This is a genomic window from Actinokineospora sp. PR83 (assembly GCF_021056305.1).
In the GTDB taxonomy this organism is placed as follows: Bacteria; Actinomycetota; Actinomycetes; order Mycobacteriales; family Pseudonocardiaceae; genus Actinokineospora; species Actinokineospora spheciospongiae.
In genome coordinates this window covers 21659-39411 of record NZ_JAJCXD010000035.1, presented here as the reverse complement: position 1 = coordinate 39411, position 17753 = coordinate 21659, and the positions used below count along the sequence as shown (strand labels likewise).

Here is a 17753-nt window from a genome sequence, read left to right as displayed (position 1 = left end):
CCGAATCCTTCACCCTCAAGGGCCCCACGCGAGCCCAACCGGACGGTCGCCCACCCCGGCCGTCAGCCGGAGTGGGTGCCAGTGGGTAATCGGACTCGGAACGCTCGGAAGCCGTCCCTCACCGCTGCGCGTCAGTCCCGGTCTTGCACCGGAGTTCCCCCGCCCGAACCCGCTTCCGCGGCCTCGGCTGGCCCGCGAAAGCTAACACAGCCCTCATCCGCCGCGATCCACCCGCCGCGTCGTGAAGCACCTCACACCGGTGCACCTCAGGCCGATGGGTCGTGGCGGAGGTAGGTGAGCACAGCGGACACTCGGCGGTGCAGGGTGGCTTCCTCGCCGAGTCCCAGCTTGGCGAAGGTGGAGTGCCCGTGCTTCTCCACTGTGGACTCGCTGATCACCAGGGTGGCGGCGATGGCCCGGTTGTTGTGGCCCTGGGCCATGAGCCGCAGGACCTCGTACTCCCTCGCGGTCAACCGGGACAGGGGCGAGTCGGCGGCGCGGGTGTGACCGCGCAGGAGGATGTCGACCACCCGGGGATCGATGCTGGAGCGGCCCGCGCGGACCTCCCTGATGGCGCCCAGGAGGTGGTCGAGGTCGCCGACCCGTTCCTTGAGCAGGTAGGCGAGCCCTTCGGTCCCGTCGCGGAAGAGGGCGAAGACGTAGGACTCGTCGGCGTGCTGGGACAGGACGACCACTCCGGTGCCGGGGTGGTCGGCGCGGATGGTGTGCGCGGCGGTGATGCCCTCGGTGCGGTGGCCCGGCGGCATCCGGATGTCGGTGATCACCGCGTCCGGGCGGAGTTCGCCCACCGCGTGCAGCAACTCCACCGCGTTGCCCACGGCGGCCACCACCTCGACCTCACCGGAGTCCTCCAGCAGCAGGCGGGTGCCCTCGCGGACCAGGTAGTGGTCCTCGGCGAGGACGACCCGGGTCGTCGGCCGCTCAGGCACCGCTCCTCCTGACCGGCAGCCGGACCCGCACGGTGGCGCCCGCGCCCGGTGCGCTGGTGGCCACCAGCGCACCGCCCACCGCGTCCACCCGGTCGCGGAGCCCGGTGAGCCGCACCTCGCCGGGGAAACCGACACCGTCGTCGGTGACCTCGATGTCGAGCAGGTCGGCGCGGCTGCTGAGGCGGATCGTCGCCCGGGTCGCCTCGGCGTGCTTGAGGACGTTGGTGAGCGCTTCGGAGACGAGGAAGTACGCGGCCTCTTCCACGTCCGGGACGAACCGGGCACCGGTCACCTCCGGTCCCGCGTGGACGGTGACCGGGATCGGCGCCCGCCGCGCCCGCGAGCGCACCGCGGCGGCCAGGCCCTGGTCGGTCAGCTCCGACGGGTGGATGCCGTGGGCCAGCTCCCGGACCTCGGTGATCACCCGGTAGACGTCCTCCTGCACCTCGTCGAGCATGGCGTCCACCCGGTCGGGGTCGCGCCGCAGGTGATTGCGGACCAACCGCAGCCGCGTGACCATGGCGACCAGGTCCTGCTGCACCCCGTCGTGCAGTTGCCCCTGGACCCGGCGCCGCTCGGCGTTCTGCGCCTGCACGATCCGCGCCCGGGACGCCTCCAGCTCCCCGGCCTGCTCCTCGACCCGAACCACGTGGGCCGAAAGCTGCGCGGCCAACCCCAGGTTGTGCACGGCCAGCGCGGTCTGCCGCGCCAGCGTCTCCACCAGCGCCCGGTCCGACGGCGTCAGCGCGCCCTCCACCTTCGGACCGCACTCGATCGACCCGACCACGGTGTGCCGGTGGCACAGGGGCACCGCCAGCACCGCCTTCTCGGCCCTCCCGGGCACCCCGGCCGTGTCGACGGCCCGGTCCGGCGTCTCCAGGGTGACCCGCGCCCACCGCAGGTCGAACGCCTCCGCCACCGTGCGCGCCAATTCGGCCGCGAGCGCGGACGGGCGGAACACCCGCTCCAGGGTGGCGCCGAACCGGACCAGCAACTCCTGCCCGCTCGGCCGGTGGCCGTACACCCGGGTCGCGGCGACCCTGGTCAACCGAGCCCGGACCGGCTCGGCCGCCACGGTGGCCGCCACGGCGACCAGCACCACCAGACCACCCGGCAGGTACGCGCTCGCGGTCAGGCTCAACCCGGCCACCGCCCCGACGTACCAGAGCGCGATGAACACCCAGGACAACCGGTACCTGGTCGACCGACGCACCACCACGTCCGCACCCAGCATCCGGTACCGGACCACCGCCAGCACCAGCGCGGCGGGCACCACCGCGGTGTCGACCAGGACCACCACCACGGTCGTCACCACGCCCTGTGGCCGCACCCAGCTCGCCAGCACCAGCGGCGCCACCACCGCCACAGCGGTCAGCAGCACCACGCCCAGCATCCACCGCAACTCCGAGCGCTCACCCGTGGGCAGGAGCCGGTACCGCACCCCCAACAGCACCGGCCCCAGCAGGAACACCCACATCCCGGCCGGCACGGGACCGAGCGGCAGCCGCGTCTCCGTCGCCGCCAGCACCGCGTCGATCGGCACCAGCAGCCACAGCGCGGGCAGCACCACGCGCTCGTGCGCGAACCGCCGCCGACCGTCCGGCAGCAACGCGAGCAGGCGCACCACCAGCACCACGAGGGTCGCCATCAGCACACCGAACACGACCCGCGGCGCCGCGGGCCCCGAACCGGGACCGCCGACCACCTCCGGCACGGCGAACGCGAAGGCGATCACCACCGCGAACAGCGCCCCCGAGACCACCAGGCGCCGCGCCACCGGGTGCCCCGGGACATGCCACCACACGAACACCCCCACCACGTGCCACGGCAGCGGCCCGGCGACCGCGATCGCCACCGCCAGCGGCCCCAGGGAGCGCCCCACGACCACCGCGCACAGCACGGCGAGCCCACCCACCACAACGGGCACCCACATCCAGGGCGCTCGTCCGCGTTCTCCAACCATGACCGAATCGTCCCGCACGGCGGACCGGGCGGGCCAGCCGACTTCCTCCCTCCTCATATGGAGAAAACCTCCAGTCGACACTCAAGCCACCCCGGTGTCCACAAGCGCGAGCACACGCCACGGTTGAGCTACAGCAACGAGAGGACACACCATGCCACGCCACATCCTGGGAGCCGCGGTACTCGCCGCCGCTCTCATACTGGGAGCGACCCCGGCCCAGGCCGCCCCCGTCGACCCACTGCGCCTGCCCGAACCCACCGGCCGCCACCACATCGGCGTCACCACCCTGCACCTGGTCGACCACGCCAGGGTCGACCCGTGGCCGGACGCGGTGGGCAGCCGCCGGGAGCTGGTGGTCAGCGTGTTCTACCCGGCCACCACCGTGCGCGATCACCCGCCCGCACCCCACATGGGTCCCGGTACCGCGGCCGGGTTCGGCGCCGTCGCACCCTTCTACCTGCCGGGCATCCCCGCGTCCGGGGTCGACTGGGCGGCGACGCGCACCCACGCCCACACCGACGCCCCGGCGCGGGCCGTGCGGGCACCGGTCGTGCTCTACAGCCCGGGCCTCGCCGATCCGCGCTCACTCGGCACGGCCGTGGCGGAGGAGTTGGCAGGCCAGGGATCGGTGGTGGTGACCGTGGACCACCCGGGGGAAACCAGCGTCGTGGAGTTCCCCGACGGCCGAGTGCGCACGATCGCCCTGCCGGGCGACCCCCGCACCAGCCCCGCGCTGTACCGGAGCCTGGTCGACACGCGCCTCGCCGACACCCGCTTCGTGCTCGACCAGGTCGAATCCCTCGCCCGAGGGCACAACCCGGACGCCGAGGGCCACCCGCTGCCGCCCGGCCTCGGCCGCGCCCTCGACATCCGCCACCTGAGCATCTACGGACAGGGCCTGGGCGGCACCACCGCCACCGAGGCACTCCACGAAGATCCGCGCCTGGACGCCGCGGTGAACCTTGATGGCTACCTGGACTACCTGCCGGACCCCGCGGGCACCCCCGGCGACCTGCTGCCCGCCGCCCGCGACGGCGTCACCAAGCCACTCCTGCTCGTCGGCTCGGAGGGCTTCCGCGACGAACGACTGGACCGGTCCTGGTCGGCACTGCTGGCCCACCACGGCCCGGCCACCCGAACGCAGGTCGACGGCGTCGCGCACTGGGGCCTGACCGATCTCGGCGCCCTGGTACCGCAACTGCAGGCCCGCGGGCTCGTCACAGCGGCCGACCGGGACCGCCTCGTCGGCAGCCTGCCACCGCGGCGGTCCGTGCCCCTGCTGCGCGGGCACGTCGTCGGTTTCCTCGCGCGCTGGACGGGCTGCTGACGTTGTCTGCACAACCATGTCCACAAGGACGATCCCCACCGCTCCACCGTTTTCCCCCGCTTGACGACAGGTTCGCCCAGGGTGGGGAGAGGTACGTCGCACTCGGAGACTCGGCGGCGGCCGGGCTGCTCATCCACCGGAGGACTCGAAGCTGGCCAACGCTCCTAGCCAACCACCTGAAGGTCGCCGCGGCCGCGCTGGGCGTCAGCCTGATCACCGACGTCACCTGCTCCAGCGCCGCCACCGCCCACTGTGTGGTGGGGGGACTGTGTGGTGGTGCAGCAAGTGGCAGTCACGGCCTGGCCGGTCGGTGCGGTGACGAGTGCGCCACCCGTCGTGGCGGGGGCGGCCAGGGTGATCGTCGCGGCGCGACATAACCCAGGGAGTTTCATCGGGCGCTCCTGATGGCTGCGTGGGTGGTGGTGGGAAGTCATCGATCTCGCGCCCGGTGAGCCCATGAAGGGCATCGGGGATGTGCATCGCCCATCGGGGTGGCAGGGTGGGATCGCCACCTGCAGCGGCGTTCATCCTCGGCGCTGGCAGGGCGGAAGCCAAGGTGATCGACGTTGTTAGGATGATCTCGTGGGTTTTCCGAATGGTCGAACGGGTCGCATCATTTTATTGAACGGCGTGTCGAGTTCGGGCAAGAGCAGTATCGCGGAGCAATTGCTTCTGGTGCTCGACACACCCTGGTTCTCCATCGGTGTCGACGTCATCAATGGTCTCAGGGCGAAGGAACGCAGCCGGGAGCTCGGCCAAGACGCGCTCCGCGAGGTGCTCATGCGGACGCGGGCGGGTTTCCACCGCGCGGTGGCGGGCATGGCACACGCGGGCAATGACGTCGTGGTGGACCACGTGCTGAGCGAGCCCTGGCGGCTGATCGATTGCCTCGCCGTGATGGACGGATTGGATGTCGTTTTCGTCGGGGTGCACTGCGGGCTTGAGGAATTGCGTCGCCGCGAGGCGGCCAGGGGCGATCGGGAGATCGGGCAGGCTGAAGGGCAACTCGCGCGAGTGCACGCGCACGGCCTCTACGACCTCGAGTGCGACAGCGGGGCGCGCAGCCCTCGTGCGTGCGCGTTGCAGATCAAAGACTTCCTGGCGCAGCCCGCACGCGCGCGGGCATTTGACCGGTTGCGGGACAAGGCGACCGCGGGCGGCGTGCTCCTCCCCGATCAGCTCGGTACCGGGTGAATCCACAGCCGCCGACGGGACGCCCGCGGTGGCTGAACGGGCGTCACCCGATCGCCGGACACCGGTGGTGATCTTGTGACAGCATCGGGGCATGTCCGTGCCCGAGCAGTTGATCGCGTCCGTTGCCGAAGCCCTTCCCCTGGTGTCAGCCAGGATTCCGGACGCGCCTGCCGCGGAACTCGGCCGGTTCCGGCTCCTGGATCGGGACCACCCGTATCAAACGCCCGTGCAGGCGGCGCATGACGCGCTGGGGCCACTGCTGGCGAGCCGGTTGCTCGGCGTGCTGGAGTTGACCGTGGCGGAACTACGCGTGGCGGCGCCCGGCGGCCTGACCGCCGGGCTCGCGCCGCTGACCTCGGGTGCGTTCGGCCTGATGTCCTTCGGGCACGAACCCGCGACGCGGAAGCCCCTGGCCTTGGTGGAGGCCGTCAACCCCGGTGCGACGGCGCTGGTCGTCGACCTGGCCCGCGCTCTGGCCCGCGAGTCGGAGGTCCGGCGGCTGCTCGCGGTCGGTGCCGAGGTCGTGGGGGAGGAGGAGATCATCGCCCAGCACGGCCGGGCCCACCTGGCCCTGGCGGTGGTGACGGCCGGCGCGGTGCTGCGGGAGGTCGGTGCCGATCCCGTCGCTGTGGTGGCGACGGCGCTGGGGGTGGCTGCGCTGTTGCTGCACGACGCCGGGGCGCCGCCCTCCTACGCCGCTGCCGCGCTCGACAAGCGCCGGGCCGACTACCGCCTGCCGCTGAGCGCTTCCGTGCACGCGGTGGCCACCGGCGGCCACTTCGCACTGGTCGAGCACGGTGTTGCCGCCGACCCGGATTTCGCGGAGAACGGCCTGGTGGCGCCGATCCCCGGCGGGGTGGCGGTGCGCACGGGTGTGGAGGCGGGCCAGGTCCAGGTCGGCCTGGACGTGCTCGCCGAACCCCCGTCCGAGGTCGACCTGGCGGTCTGGGACGAGGTGGTGGAGGTGAGCTGGACGGCGGAGGCCGGGTTCGCCACGCTCACCGGCGGCCCGCAGGACTGCCGCACGCCGCCGTGGTCAGGGCCGTACCGGGTCAGGGTGCACGCCCGCGGCCGGGACGGTGACGATGTGGAGGGGCACCACCTGGTGGTGTGGTCGGCGCCCGCCGCGCCCCCGATCGTCCACAAGCGAACCGATAGGCTCGGGCACCGCCTGCGCGGCGAGCCCGAACCGCCGGTCGTGACCGCGCCGGACGCGGCGTTCCGCTGGGTGCACCAGGGCCGGTTGTCCGTGGCGGCCACCATCACCTCGGTCACCGGGCTGACCCCGGACGAGGTCGTGCTGGCCTTCGGCGCCGATCCCGGGGTCCCGTTGTCGTGGGAGGAGTGCCAGAACGGCGTCGAGTGGGTGCCCGCGGTCGCCGTGCGGCAGTGCGGGGACGTGGTGGTCGCGGTTGAGGTGAACGGGTTCCGCGGGTCGGACGAGGCGGTGCTGCGCGAACTGTCCCGTGCGGGCAGGGCGGCCAGTATGTTCTGGAACGCCAAAGCGGTCACCTGCCTGTCCTTCGCCCGCGGCGGCGAGGTGCTGTGGGCCGAGGAACTGCTCGACGAACTGCCGACGAGCCAAGCCCCCGAGGTCCGGCGCGCGTTGCCGGGCCTGGACTTCGACGACTACCGGCACCTCGAAGCCAAGGGGGTCGCCGCCGTCGCCCGCTTCACCGGGGGCGGCCCGACCGAACGCGACCTGGAACGCCTGCTCCACGACGACGTCGCCTTCCGCACCCCCTGAGCGCTGCCGCAACACGGGGCTGGGCGGGCGGTGCAGGGTCGAAGCCGGACGCGCCCATGAACCTGGTGGACAGGGTGGTCGTGATGACCGCCGTGGTCGTGATGGTCGCCGCCTGAGTGCAGCTCGGACCGCTGCGGCGCGAGGCGTTCAACCTGCCGCGCGTCCAGTAGGGCCGCACCCCAGCCGGTCACCTCGGCTCCGCCTACGACGACGGCGGTCTGGTCGACATCCGGGCCTGACGGCACGGTCGGGCGGGGTGCCCTCAGGCGGCTTCGAGGGCGGGAACGGTGGTGCGCAGGGTGCGCAGGGCGTTGTGGACGCGGCTCTTGACGGTGCCCACGGGGACCTGGAGGGCGACGGCGGCGGCCGCGGTGCTGCGGTCGGCCAGGTAGACCTCGGCCAGGGTGGCCCGGTGGGCGGTGGGCAGGGCCCGCAGGACGTCCGCGACGAACAGGCGGTCGACGACCTCGTCGGCGCGCTCGGGGGTGGCGGTGGGGTCGGTGGCGGGCATCTCGACCTCGGCGGGGCGGGCGGCGCGGGCGCGGTGCTGGTCGACGGCGATGTTGTGGGCGACGCGCTTGAGCCAGCCGCGGACGGAGCCCTGGTCGTCGGTGAGGCGGGTGAGGTTGCGCCAGGCGCGCAGCCAGGTCTCCTGCACGACGTCCTCGGCGCGGTGGCGGTCGCCGCCGGTGAGGCGGGTGGTGTAGGCGAGCAGGGCGGGACCGTGGGCGCGGACGATCTCGTCGAGCAGGGTGCTGGCGGTGGTGGTCATCGTGTGTCTCCCCTGGTGTCCGGCCCGTTTCGGCGTTGGGAGAAGACTCGCGGAAATCGCCGGGGAGATCGGTGGGACCAACCCTCCGACCCCGGGGGTGAGCCCGCCGGTTTCCGGCGGGGCTGCCCCGGCCCGGGGTAGGGGAATCCCCACTCCGACGGCGATCAGACCAGGTCAGGCCGGGTGCGCCCCTCCAGTCGACAACCGGCAGGCCCGTCGAGCCCGTCCGGGGGGCGCGAACCCGCGGCGGGCCGTGACCCGTGTGCCGGGCGTACCGCTCCCGACGAGAACGGACGGGTTCTGATGTCCACACTGCACACCTGGCTGCCCACTCCGGCCCGCGAGGTGCCCGCCGACACCGACCAGCTGACCGCGCTGACCGAGGTGCTCGCCGACGTCGACGAGCGGCAGCACTTCCTGGACTACCTCGGCGGCGCGGAGCCCGCCCACCTCGGCCACCACCGCGTGACCCCGTTCGCGGACCAGGACCCCCTGTGGCGGGCGAGCTGACCGGCAGGGAGCCCCGCGGCGAGGGGTTCGGGAGCTACTCCCGACCGCCGCAGTCCAGCGCGTCCGGCTCGTCGGCCGCCCCCGGCGTCCACCGCACGTTCGCCACCGACACGTCCAGCGCCTCTTCGGAGTACAGCAGCATGAACGTGTCCACGTGCTTCGGGTCGAGCCCGTCGGCGACGAAGCACGAGATCGGGATCCGCACGGTCGTCACCCGGCCCGGCGGCAGGACGTTGAGCAGCGACGTCAACTCCACCTGGCCCCCGCACGGGTACTCGCAGTGCACCGCGACGGAGGCCCACGAGGTGGGCGGGCGGTGCACCACGGCGTCGAACACCAGCGCGGCGTCGTCGTCCAGGTACGCGCTCATGTCCCGGAAGCCGGGGTCCTGGAAGTAGAGCTGGGCCGGGCCCCGGCCCGTCCAGGTGGCGCGCAGGCCGTCCGCCCCGCCCACCCGGTCCGGTCCCACCCTGATCTCGGTGTGCTCGGCGGCCCGCCGCCCCCCGAGGTAGGTGCCGTCCCAGTTCTCCTCGGAGCCGATGATGCTCTGGAACGGGGAGACGTCGGACCCGTCGTAGACCTTGACCTCCGGGATGCCCGGGGTGGCTCGCGAGGTGGGTGGTGCGATGGCCCGCGCGGTGGTCGGGGCGACCGGCGGGGGACCGGCGATGACCTGCGAGGTGCCCGTGGCGACCTGCGGCGCGGTGGTCGCGGCGGCTGCGGACGTGGTCGTGGTCGGCGGCACGGGGGAGGCGAGTGCGCCGCCCTGGGGTGCGGCCGGGGTGTCCGCACCGCCGCCGATCAGGGTGGCGGTGGTGGCCGCCGCGACCAGCAGCACCGCCGCCGCTGCCGCCGCGGGCACCAGCCACTTCGGCCTGCCGCTCCGGGGAGCGGGGAGCGGGGTGCCGGGCGGCGGGACGACCGCGGCGGGCTGCTCGACCGCCGGGGTGCGCGAAACCGCGGCCGCGCCGAGGGCCACGGTGAACTTCGGGTGCAGGCCCACCCGGACCGGCCTGCCGAAGGCCTCCGAGACCATCTGCGTCACCAGCGGGATGCGGGACGACCCACCCGCGAGCAGGACGGCGGCGAGGTCGTCGGCCTTGAGCCCGGCGGAGGTGATGGTGCGCTCCAGGGCCTCGGTGGTCAGCGCGATGGCGGGGCGGATCATCTCGTTGAACTCGATCCGCGTCACCAGCAGTTCCCGCCCACCGCCGGGCAGGGGGACCTGGAGCAGGACATCCGGTTCGGTGGAGAGTTCCTCCTTGGCCCGCACGCACAGGGCGCGGATCGCGGCCAGCGCCGCCGCGGCCTCGGGGTCGGCGGGGTCGAGTGCGCTGACCGCGCCGTCGAGGCGGGTGTCGACGTGGGCGAGCAGTGCCTCGTCGAAGTCCATGCCGCCGAGCCGTTCGATGCCCTCGGGGGTGCCCAGGATTTCCATGCCACCGGCCGCGGCCCGCAGGACGGTCGTGTCGAAGGTGCCGCCGCCGAGGTCGTAGACCGCGACCAGTTCCCCCTCGCCGAGCCTGCGCTCCACCGAGTAGTGCGTGGCCGCCGCCTCGGGTTCGGTGATGATCCGCGCCCCCGACAGCCCGGCCAGGCGCGGCACCTCGTCGAAGTGCTCGCGCCGGTACGGGCCCCACACGGCGGGGCAGGTCAGCACCACCGACTCGGGCGCCTCGCCCTCCTGGGCGGTGACGGCGGCGACGACGTCGCGTAGCTGCGCGGCCAGCAGCGCGGCGGGGGAGTAGGCGGCGCCGCCGATGACCAGGGGCGTGGGGTCACCGAGCCTGCGCTTGTGGCCGCGCGAGAGCCGCGCGGGGTCGGTCGCCTCGGCCTCGGCGGCCTCACCGGTGACCAGGGTGCCGTCCGCTCGCGCGTACACCAGCGACGGGCTGATGCCCCCCTCGCCCAGCGGGACGACCCGCGTGCCCGATTCCCGGGCGACCGCGGCCGCGGTGAAGGTCGTGCCGAGGTCGATGCCGAGCCCGTAGCCCACTGCCGCATTCCCCTTGCGTCTGCGCTCTGCCTGGCCGTTCCCGGGCTCGTCGTCGGGGAGCCCCCGCGTCCCGCTCCGATCGGCACGCAGGCCGGATCGTAATCCTGCTGTCCTGCCTGCGGGGAAGGCAGGTGAACCTGGCGGGCTCCCCGGCCCGTGGAGGGGGTAGAGCAACCCCGCCCCGCGCCCACCGGGGTCGACCGGAAGGGATCCGATGTCGCTGCTGGCCAGACTGCGCACCCGGCACCAGGAGCACGTCGACTTCGCCGCCACCCCGGTCGGGCACGCGCTGGTGCTGCACGCGCCCGGGGTCATCGGCGACGCCGCGCGGGCGGTGGCCCCGGCCCTGCCCGCCGACGTAGACCGCGACCTCGTGGTCGCCGACCTGCCCTCCGCGGCGACCGCGACCAGGGCCGCGCTGGTCGCCGCGCTGCCCCGCGGTCCCCGCGGCATCCGCCTGGTGCTCACCGGGACCCCCGTGGGTTCCCCGGCCGACGCGGCGCGCTGGTTCTCGGAGCGGCTCGACCGCCCGGTGGCGGTCGCGGCGGAACCGCTGCCGCGCGGGGCCACCGCGGTGCTGCTCGTCGGGGCGGGCCGCGACGGCGGGTGGACGGGTTTCCCCCGGTCGGCGGACTTCGCGTCGGTCGTGGCGCGCAGCCACGTCCCCGGCGAACCCGAGACGGCCGAACCGCTGCCCGCGGGCGTGTGGCTGCGCCCCGACGGGGAGCCCCGCTGGCTGGCGGTCAACCGCGCCGAGCTGACCGGCACCGTGCCCGAGGTCCCCGGGACGCTCACCCTGGTCCTCGGCGGTCAGCACCTGCCCCCGCTCACCCTCGACGCGGTCGCCCGGTTCTGGTCCACCCTCACCGCGGCCGACCGCGCCAGGGCCCGCTTCGCCCGCTACGGCCTGGTGCGGCTGCCCACCGGGCACGACCTCGGCCAGGCCCTCGCCGACGTCCTCGGCGAGGAAGTCGCCTGCTACAACGGCCTGCCCGCGGGCGACCCCGGCGCACCGCGCGTGCGCACCGTCCAGCCGAACGGGTCGCTGTGCTGGGACACCTTCGCCCAACTGTTCACCCACCTCCCGCACGAGCCGGGCGCCGAACCCGCGGCACCCCGGCTGCTCGGGCACCGGGCGCCGGTGGCCGGGCTCGACGAGGTCACCCCCGGGGTGTACCGGTGGGAGCCGGACGCGGTGGTGGAGGTGGTGCGCGCCGGGCTCTGGGTGCGTTCCCCGGAAGAACCCGCGCACGCCGCCGCGGTCCGCGCGGCGCCGGTCGACCCCGCCACGCACCAGCTCTTCCACGACGCGGACGACCGGCTGCGCGAGGTGGCCCGCGCGGTCGCCGAGCAGCTCGACGTGCAGGTCCGCTTGGTCAACCGCGTGGTCCCCGCCCCGACCGAACGCGCCGCGCCGGAACCCGGGAGCCCGGTCGACGAGAGCGCCCCGGCGGCGCCCGCCGAGGTCGACCTGCCGTGGCTCGCCCAGCTCATCCGGACCGACTCGGCGCTCACCGCGCCGCCGCCCCCGGTCACCGCCGCACAGGCGGGTCGGTTCGCCCGCGCCGCCGTCGGCCCGACACCCGCTGTGGCGGCGGTCGCGCAGACCGTGGTCCTGGCCCACCCCCGCCGCCCCGCGGACCTCGACCCGCCCGCCGACCCGGTGGCCGACCCGGTGGCCGAGCCCGACGACGGGCTGATCGGCAAGATCCTCCGCGGCGCGCTCGCCCCCGTGCCCGCCTCCATCCACCTGCCCGAGGCGGACGACGAGCGGCCCGCCGAACCGCTGGACCCCGCCGCCGACGAGGTCTGGGAATCGGCCGCCGGACACCTCGCCGAGCAGGCCCCCGAGCCCACGTTCCCGGACCCCGCCCGGGTCGAACTGGTGGCCGCCCCGGAGAGTGCCGAGATCGAGCCGGTGGCGGTCCCGGAGGGCGTCGAGACCAAGCCGGTGGTCGCCCCGGAGGGCGCCGAGGTCGAATCGGTGGTGGTCCCGGAGGGCACCGGGGTCGAGCAGGTGTCGGACCCGGAGCGCGCTGGGGTCGAGCCGGTGGCGAGCCCAGGAGGTGCCGGAGTCGAGCCGGTGGTGGAACCGGGGGGTGCCGAGATCGGGCCGGAGGGTGAGCGGGCGTGGGTCCGCGCCACCTGGGCCGCGGAGTTCGCCGCCGCCGAGTCCACCGCGTCCGTGCTGGCCCGCCACCCCAAGCTCGCCGACCCGGCCGCCCCCGAGGACGCGCTCACCGACGCGGTCGCGCTCCGGCTGTACCTGGCCGGTGCCGCGGTCGACCTCGACCCGGCGCTTCGCGCCGCCTCGAACGCGCCGGTCCTGCGCCTCGGCCGCTGTGCCGCGTCCGCCGCCGCCCGGCTGCCCGCCCACCGGGGCGGCACCGTGACGGCCCTGTCCCCGACGCCCGCGCAGTGGGAGTCCTACCGCGAGCGGGAGGTCGTGGTCGAGCAGGGTTTCCTGCACCTGCTGGCCGCCCCGTGCGCCGCGCAGCGCGGTGAGGTCGACCTGCTGGTGTGGTCGATGACCGGCAGGCGCACCGCACCGCTGGAACCGGCGGAGGACGCGGTGACCGACCGGGTGCTGTTCCTGCCGGGAACCCGGTTCAAGGTGCTCGACCTCAGCGAACCCGCGGCGGGGGAGCGCGGTCGGATCGTGCTGCGCGAACTCTCCCCGGCCGAGGTCGACGCCGACGGCGGGGCCGAGTCGAACCGGTCGTCGCTGGACCGCTTCGCCCGCACCTCGCTGGAGCGCGCGGTCGACCGCTGGGCCCGCCAGGAGCCGTGCGAACGTGTTCCGGCCACCGCCGCGGACCGCTTCCGCCTGCTGCCCGGCCTGGGCTGACCCCGAACCGCGAAGGGAATCCCATGACGACGACACCCGCCGAGGCCGAGTCCGTGGAAGACGGGCTGCTGCTGCTCATCGACGACGAGTGGCGCTCCACGGCCGCCGAGCCCGACCCCCCGGTGTCCGCCGTGCTCGGCGCCTGGCCGGTGACCGACGGCACCCGGGGCAGGTTCCAGCCCAACCCCGTCTACCAGCCCTCCTCGCCGGACTCCCCGCTCGACCCGGTGGACGCGGTGCTGCGCGAGGCCGCCCGGGGCGGTCCCGCCGACGAGCTGCCCGCCCTGCTGCGCGACGCCGTGCTCGGCATCGCCGTGGACGAGGAAGGCAGCGCGGTGGTGGGCCCCACCCCCGACGGCGCCCACGCGGTCCTGGTGACCACCGCGCCCGGCCACCGGCCGAGGGTGGACGCCCCCCACTGGTTCCCGGTGGACGTGCACCAGCTCGCCGCGTCGCTGCCCGAGCGGGGGGTCGACGTCCTGCTCAACCCCGGCGGCCCCGCCGCCATGAGGGTCCCCGCCGAGGTCATCCGGTCGATCGCGGCGGTCGACCGCGAAGCGGACCAGGAGCAGTGACCGCAGGCCGGTGTGCAGGCGCACGCCGTTCGCCGGACCGGTGAACCAAACCGGACCGGGGGCACGTGGTGGTGTTGTCGGCCCGGTGACGGAGGCCCACCCGCGAGGGTTCCTCCCCGTCGAGACCGAGGAGCACCGCACCCGGCCGGGTCCGGTGCGCGGCCGAAGGCAGTCCGGAGCGCGCGAGTCCCGGGCACCACAGCGGAGCGGAGGAGAACCGATCGTGAGTCGGAACGTCGTGCTGGTCTCCCAGACCCCCGGTCGCGGTCACCGCAGCATCGGTGATGCCGTGTCGAGCGCGCCCGACGGCGCCGTCATCCTCGTCGGCCCCGGTCGCTACAGCGAGAACCTGGTCATCACCCGGCCGGTCACCATCACCGCCGAGGACGGCCCCGGCACGGTGCGCCTGGTGGCCACCACCGGTGTCGCCGTCGTGCTCGGCGCCGACTCCGCCGCCCTGTCCGGGCTGGTCGTGGTCGCCGCCGACGCCGACAGCCCCGCGGTGCTCGTCGGCGGCGGGCAGCTCGACCTCACCGAGTGCTCGCTGGCCGCGTCGAGCTGGGCCACCGTGTTCGCCCGCGACGACGGCAGCGTGGTCATGCGCGACTGCGAGATCCGCAACACGGTCGGCGCCGGGGTCGTGGTCACCTCCCCGCGCGGTGGGGTGCTCGACACCTGCCGCTTCGTCGAACTGGGCACCTCCGCGGTCGTCGTGGCCGACGACGGCGCCCTGCTGATGCGCGCGTGCTCGGTGGACACCGCCGCGGGCAACGGCATCTGCCTCAACGGCCGCGGCAGGCTCACCGTCGAGGACACCACCGTCTCCGGCACGGGCAAACCCGCCGTCGCCGTCGAGCAGCAGGCCGTGCTCACCGCGTCGCGCCTGTCGGTGACCGGCGTCGCCGCCATCGGCTTCTACCTGGCCAGCAGCGACCAGGTCCTGCTGGAGGACTGCACGGTGGACCGCGCGGGCGGCGAGGGCGTGTTCGTCGCCGAGGCGTGCGCGCCGGTGCTGCGCGGCTGCACCGTGCGCGGCACCCGAGGCCGCGGCCTGTACTTCGGCGGTCGCGCCGCGGGCAGCGTCTCCGACTGCGCCGTGGCCGACGTCGACGGTGTCGGCGTCGTGGTCAGCGGGCGCAGCGTCACCGAGTTCGACCGCACCACCGTTTCCGGCTGCTCCTCCACCGGGGTCCTGCTCGACGACGGCGCCGACCCGCTGCTGCGCCGCCTGCGCGTCGTCGGCTGCGACGGCGACGCCATCGAGATCGCGGGCGGTGCCCGGGGCACCCTGGAGAACGTCGAGGTCGACGGCGGTCGCGGCGCGGGCCTGGTGGTCACCGGCGGCGCCCGGCCCTCGGTCAGCGGGCTCGGCGTGCGCCGGACCGCCGCCGCGGGCGTCCGCGTGGTGGAGGCGGCGCTGGCGCTGGTCGACTCCGCGGTGGAGGCAGCGGGCGCCGAGGGCGTGCACGCGGGCGCGGGTGCGGACGTCTCCGTGCTGCGGTGCCGGGTGCACGGCAGCGAAGGCGCGGGCTGCCTGTTCGCCGAGGGCTCCTCGGGGTCCGTCGTGGACTCCGAGTTCTCCTCCGGCGCGGGCGACGGCATCCGGGTCGACACCGAGGAATCGGTGCGGGTCTCCGGCTGCACGGTGCGCGACAACCGCGGCAGCGGCGTCCGCCAGACCCGGCCCGGCTCGGCCATCGAGGTCCTCGACGTGATCAGCGGCGGCAACCGCACCCCCGACGCCTTCGGCACCGCGGCCACCGCCGACGCGCCACCGCCCGAGGCCGACGCCCCGAGGCAGCGGGCGGCCTCCGGGTCCGACCCGCTGGTGGAGTTGCAGAACCTCGTCGGCCTGGCCGGGGTCAAGGGCGAGGTCACCTCGCTGGTCAACCTCAACAAGATGGCCAAGCGCCGCCAGGACGCGGGCCTGTCGGCCCCACCGATGGCCCGGCACCTGGTGTTCGCGGGCGCCCCCGGCACCGGCAAGACGACCGTCGCCCGCCTCTACGGCCAGATCCTCGCCCAGCTCGGTGTGCTCGCCAAGGGGCACCTGGTCGAGGTGGCCCGCGCAGACCTGGTCGCGCAGATCATCGGCGGCACCGCGATCAAGACCACCGAGGCGTTCACCAGCGCCCTCGGCGGCGTGCTGTTCATCGACGAGGCGTACACGCTGAGCCAGGGAGGCGGCGGCAGCGGCCCGGACTTCGGCCGCGAGGCGATCGACACCCTGGTCAAGCTGATGGAGGACCGCCGCGACGAGATCGTGGTCATCGCGGCGGGCTACTCCAAGGAGATGGCGGGCTTCCTGGCGGCCAACCCCGGCATGGAGTCGCGGTTCAGCCGGACCATCGAGTTCGCCAACTACACCGCGGAGGAACTGGTGACCATCGTCCAGTCGCAGTGCGCCCGGCACGACTACCGGCTCGACGACGAGGCCGTCGACGCCCTGCTGCGGTACTTCGAGGACATCCCGAAGGACGGCACGTTCGGCAACGGCCGCACCGCCCGCCGGGTGTTCGAGCGGATGACCGACCGCCAGGCCTCCCGCCTGGCCACGAGCACCACCGCCGACTCGGTGGACCTCACCCTGCTCACGGTCGAGGACCTGGAAGCGGTCGCCCGACCGGCCCCCGCGTCCTAGGACCGGCACGTGGCCACTGGGATCGCGTCGGTTCCGCCCTGCCAGGTCGGGGACGGTGCCGGACCCGCCCCGCCAAGTCGGGGACCGTGCCGGACCCGCCCTGCCAAGTCGGGGACGGTGCCGGGTGGGGAAGAGGGGGCGGGTGGCGGGAGAAATAAACACAGTCCAACGGCGGGAGTGATGATGCACCGGCTTTTCGCACAAGAGGCGCTCGACGCGCTCGTCGCCGAGCCGATCGGCGCGCACGTGCTGCTCCGCCACCGCGACGAGGGCGCCCGCGGCCACGACCCGGTGCTGCACCGGGTACCCGCCGTGGCGGGCCAACTGCTCGTGGTGGTCTCCGAGCGGGCACGCCAGGAGAAGACCCTGGCCCGGTTGCTCCCCACCCTGCTGCGCTCGGTCCTCGCCGACGTCCGGGCGACGTCGCTGTGGCTCGGATTGCCCGGCCTCGCGGGTCACCCGGCGGCCCAGCGGCTGGCCCGCGAACTCGGCGTCGACGTCATCGCCCCGGACGGCCCCCTGGCCACCGGACCCGCCGTGCTGTACGCGGGCCACGGCACCGGCGCCTCCGGCTGGTGGCGCGTGCGCCCCGGCGCGGACCCCGAGTACGCGGGCCCGCGCTGGCCCGCCGCACCGTGGGAGTCGGTGCTGCCCACCACCCCGGTCACCGTTGCCGACCTCGTCGTCGAACCCGTGCCCGCGGGCATCCTGGTGCGCGCCGGGAACCCCGAACCGGTCCACGCGACCGATCCCGCCTTCACCGTGGTCGGCGACCACCGCTTCCCGAGGATGGTCGTCGGGGGCGGCGACACCGTCCCCACCCCCGCGTCCGTCGCGTCGGTGCTGCTCAGGTTGGGCACGGTCCGGGCGGTGCTGGTCCCGGCCGTGCCGGAGGTCTGCGCGTCCGCCTGGCAGCGCGACCTGGCCGCCAAGGCGGGCGCGGACGTCCTGTTCACCACCGGGATGCCGGTCGACGCCACCTCCACGGCCGTCCCGGCCGCCGACGGCGACCCCGTGTTCCGCCCGTTCCCCACCCTGCTGCGCCAGCTCACCAACGGCGGCGGGCAGCAGGTCGTGGAAATCGCCCCCGCCCCCCGGGGCTGGGTGCGCCACGGGGTTCGCGCCTACCGCCCGCTCGACGGCGTGCCCGCGGGCGTGGTCGCCGAGGTGGTCCCCTCCGGCCTGGTCCTGCACTCGTCTTCCGCGGGCGCCGCCCCCGGCCCGCTGCCC

At 74.5% G+C, this 17753-nt stretch carries 11 protein-coding genes, 1 pseudogene and 1 riboswitch; of the genes and pseudogenes, 8 read left to right on the top strand and 4 right to left on the bottom strand.

Annotation, left to right across the window (positions count from 1 at the left end):
• Positions 1–62: 62 nt before the first annotated feature.
• A riboswitch (cobalamin riboswitch) is annotated at positions 63–207 on the bottom strand.
• A gap of 59 nt (positions 208–266) precedes the next feature.
• Together L6E12_RS11840 and L6E12_RS35365 are read right to left on the bottom strand one after the other, a co-directional pair.
• The gene (locus L6E12_RS11840; RefSeq protein ID WP_236227941.1) at positions 267–950 is read right to left on the bottom strand and encodes a response regulator transcription factor; all 684 of its coding nucleotides are present in this window, start codon (positions 948–950) and stop codon (positions 267–269) included.
• On the bottom strand, positions 943–2877 hold the full coding sequence (locus L6E12_RS35365; protein ID WP_236227940.1) for a histidine kinase: 1935 nt from the start codon (positions 2875–2877) through the stop codon (positions 943–945). Before L6E12_RS35365 ends, L6E12_RS11840 begins: the two co-directional genes overlap by 8 nt.
• Before the next feature lie 187 nt (positions 2878–3064).
• Here L6E12_RS35365 and L6E12_RS11830 point away from each other — a divergent pair, with 187 nt between their 5' ends.
• The 3 genes from L6E12_RS11830 to L6E12_RS11820 all read left to right on the top strand — a co-directional run bounded on the left by L6E12_RS11830 (position 3065) and on the right by L6E12_RS11820 (position 7181).
• Positions 3065–4240 (top strand): alpha/beta hydrolase, encoded by a 1176-nt coding sequence (locus tag L6E12_RS11830; protein WP_236227939.1) that lies wholly within the window; start codon positions 3065–3067, stop codon positions 4238–4240.
• 582 nt (positions 4241–4822) lie between these two features.
• Positions 4823–5434: an AAA family ATPase gene (locus L6E12_RS11825; RefSeq protein ID WP_236227938.1), complete on the top strand. Its 612-nt coding sequence runs from the start codon at positions 4823–4825 to the stop codon at positions 5432–5434.
• A gap of 91 nt (positions 5435–5525) precedes the next feature.
• Positions 5526–7181, top strand: a complete 1656-nt coding sequence (locus tag L6E12_RS11820) for a DUF6461 domain-containing protein (RefSeq protein WP_236227937.1) — start codon at positions 5526–5528, stop codon at positions 7179–7181.
• A 262-nt stretch (positions 7182–7443) separates the two neighbouring features.
• On the opposite strand, the gene L6E12_RS11815 is transcribed toward L6E12_RS11820, so the two are convergent.
• The gene (locus L6E12_RS11815) at positions 7444–7953 is read right to left on the bottom strand and encodes a sigma-70 family RNA polymerase sigma factor (protein ID WP_236227936.1); all 510 of its coding nucleotides are present in this window, start codon (positions 7951–7953) and stop codon (positions 7444–7446) included.
• Positions 7954–8256: 303 nt separating this feature from the next.
• Between L6E12_RS11815 and L6E12_RS11810 the strand changes: the two genes are divergently transcribed.
• The gene (locus L6E12_RS11810) at positions 8257–8463 is read left to right on the top strand and encodes a hypothetical protein (RefSeq protein WP_236227935.1); all 207 of its coding nucleotides are present in this window, start codon (positions 8257–8259) and stop codon (positions 8461–8463) included.
• A 34-nt stretch (positions 8464–8497) separates the two neighbouring features.
• Here L6E12_RS11810 and L6E12_RS11805 read toward each other — a convergent pair whose 3' ends face one another.
• Positions 8498–10459, bottom strand: a complete 1962-nt coding sequence (locus L6E12_RS11805; protein ID WP_236227934.1) for an Hsp70 family protein — start codon at positions 10457–10459, stop codon at positions 8498–8500.
• 214 nt (positions 10460–10673) lie between these two features.
• On the opposite strand from L6E12_RS11805, the gene L6E12_RS11800 reads away from it, so the two are divergent.
• The 4 genes and pseudogenes from L6E12_RS11800 to L6E12_RS11785 all read left to right on the top strand — a co-directional run.
• On the top strand, positions 10674–13307 hold the full coding sequence (locus tag L6E12_RS11800) for a hypothetical protein (RefSeq protein ID WP_236227933.1): 2634 nt from the start codon (positions 10674–10676) through the stop codon (positions 13305–13307).
• Positions 13308–13330: 23 nt separating this feature from the next.
• Complete coding sequence (locus L6E12_RS11795) at positions 13331–13882, top strand: type VII secretion system-associated protein (protein ID WP_236227932.1); 552 nt, start codon at positions 13331–13333, stop codon at positions 13880–13882.
• Positions 13883–14105: 223 nt separating this feature from the next.
• A complete protein-coding gene (locus L6E12_RS11790) occupies positions 14106–16523 on the top strand; it encodes a right-handed parallel beta-helix repeat-containing protein (protein ID WP_236227931.1) in 2418 nt (805 codons plus the stop codon).
• A 183-nt stretch (positions 16524–16706) separates the two neighbouring features.
• Positions 16707–17753, top strand: a pseudogene (locus L6E12_RS11785) (hypothetical protein); the annotation flags it as partial.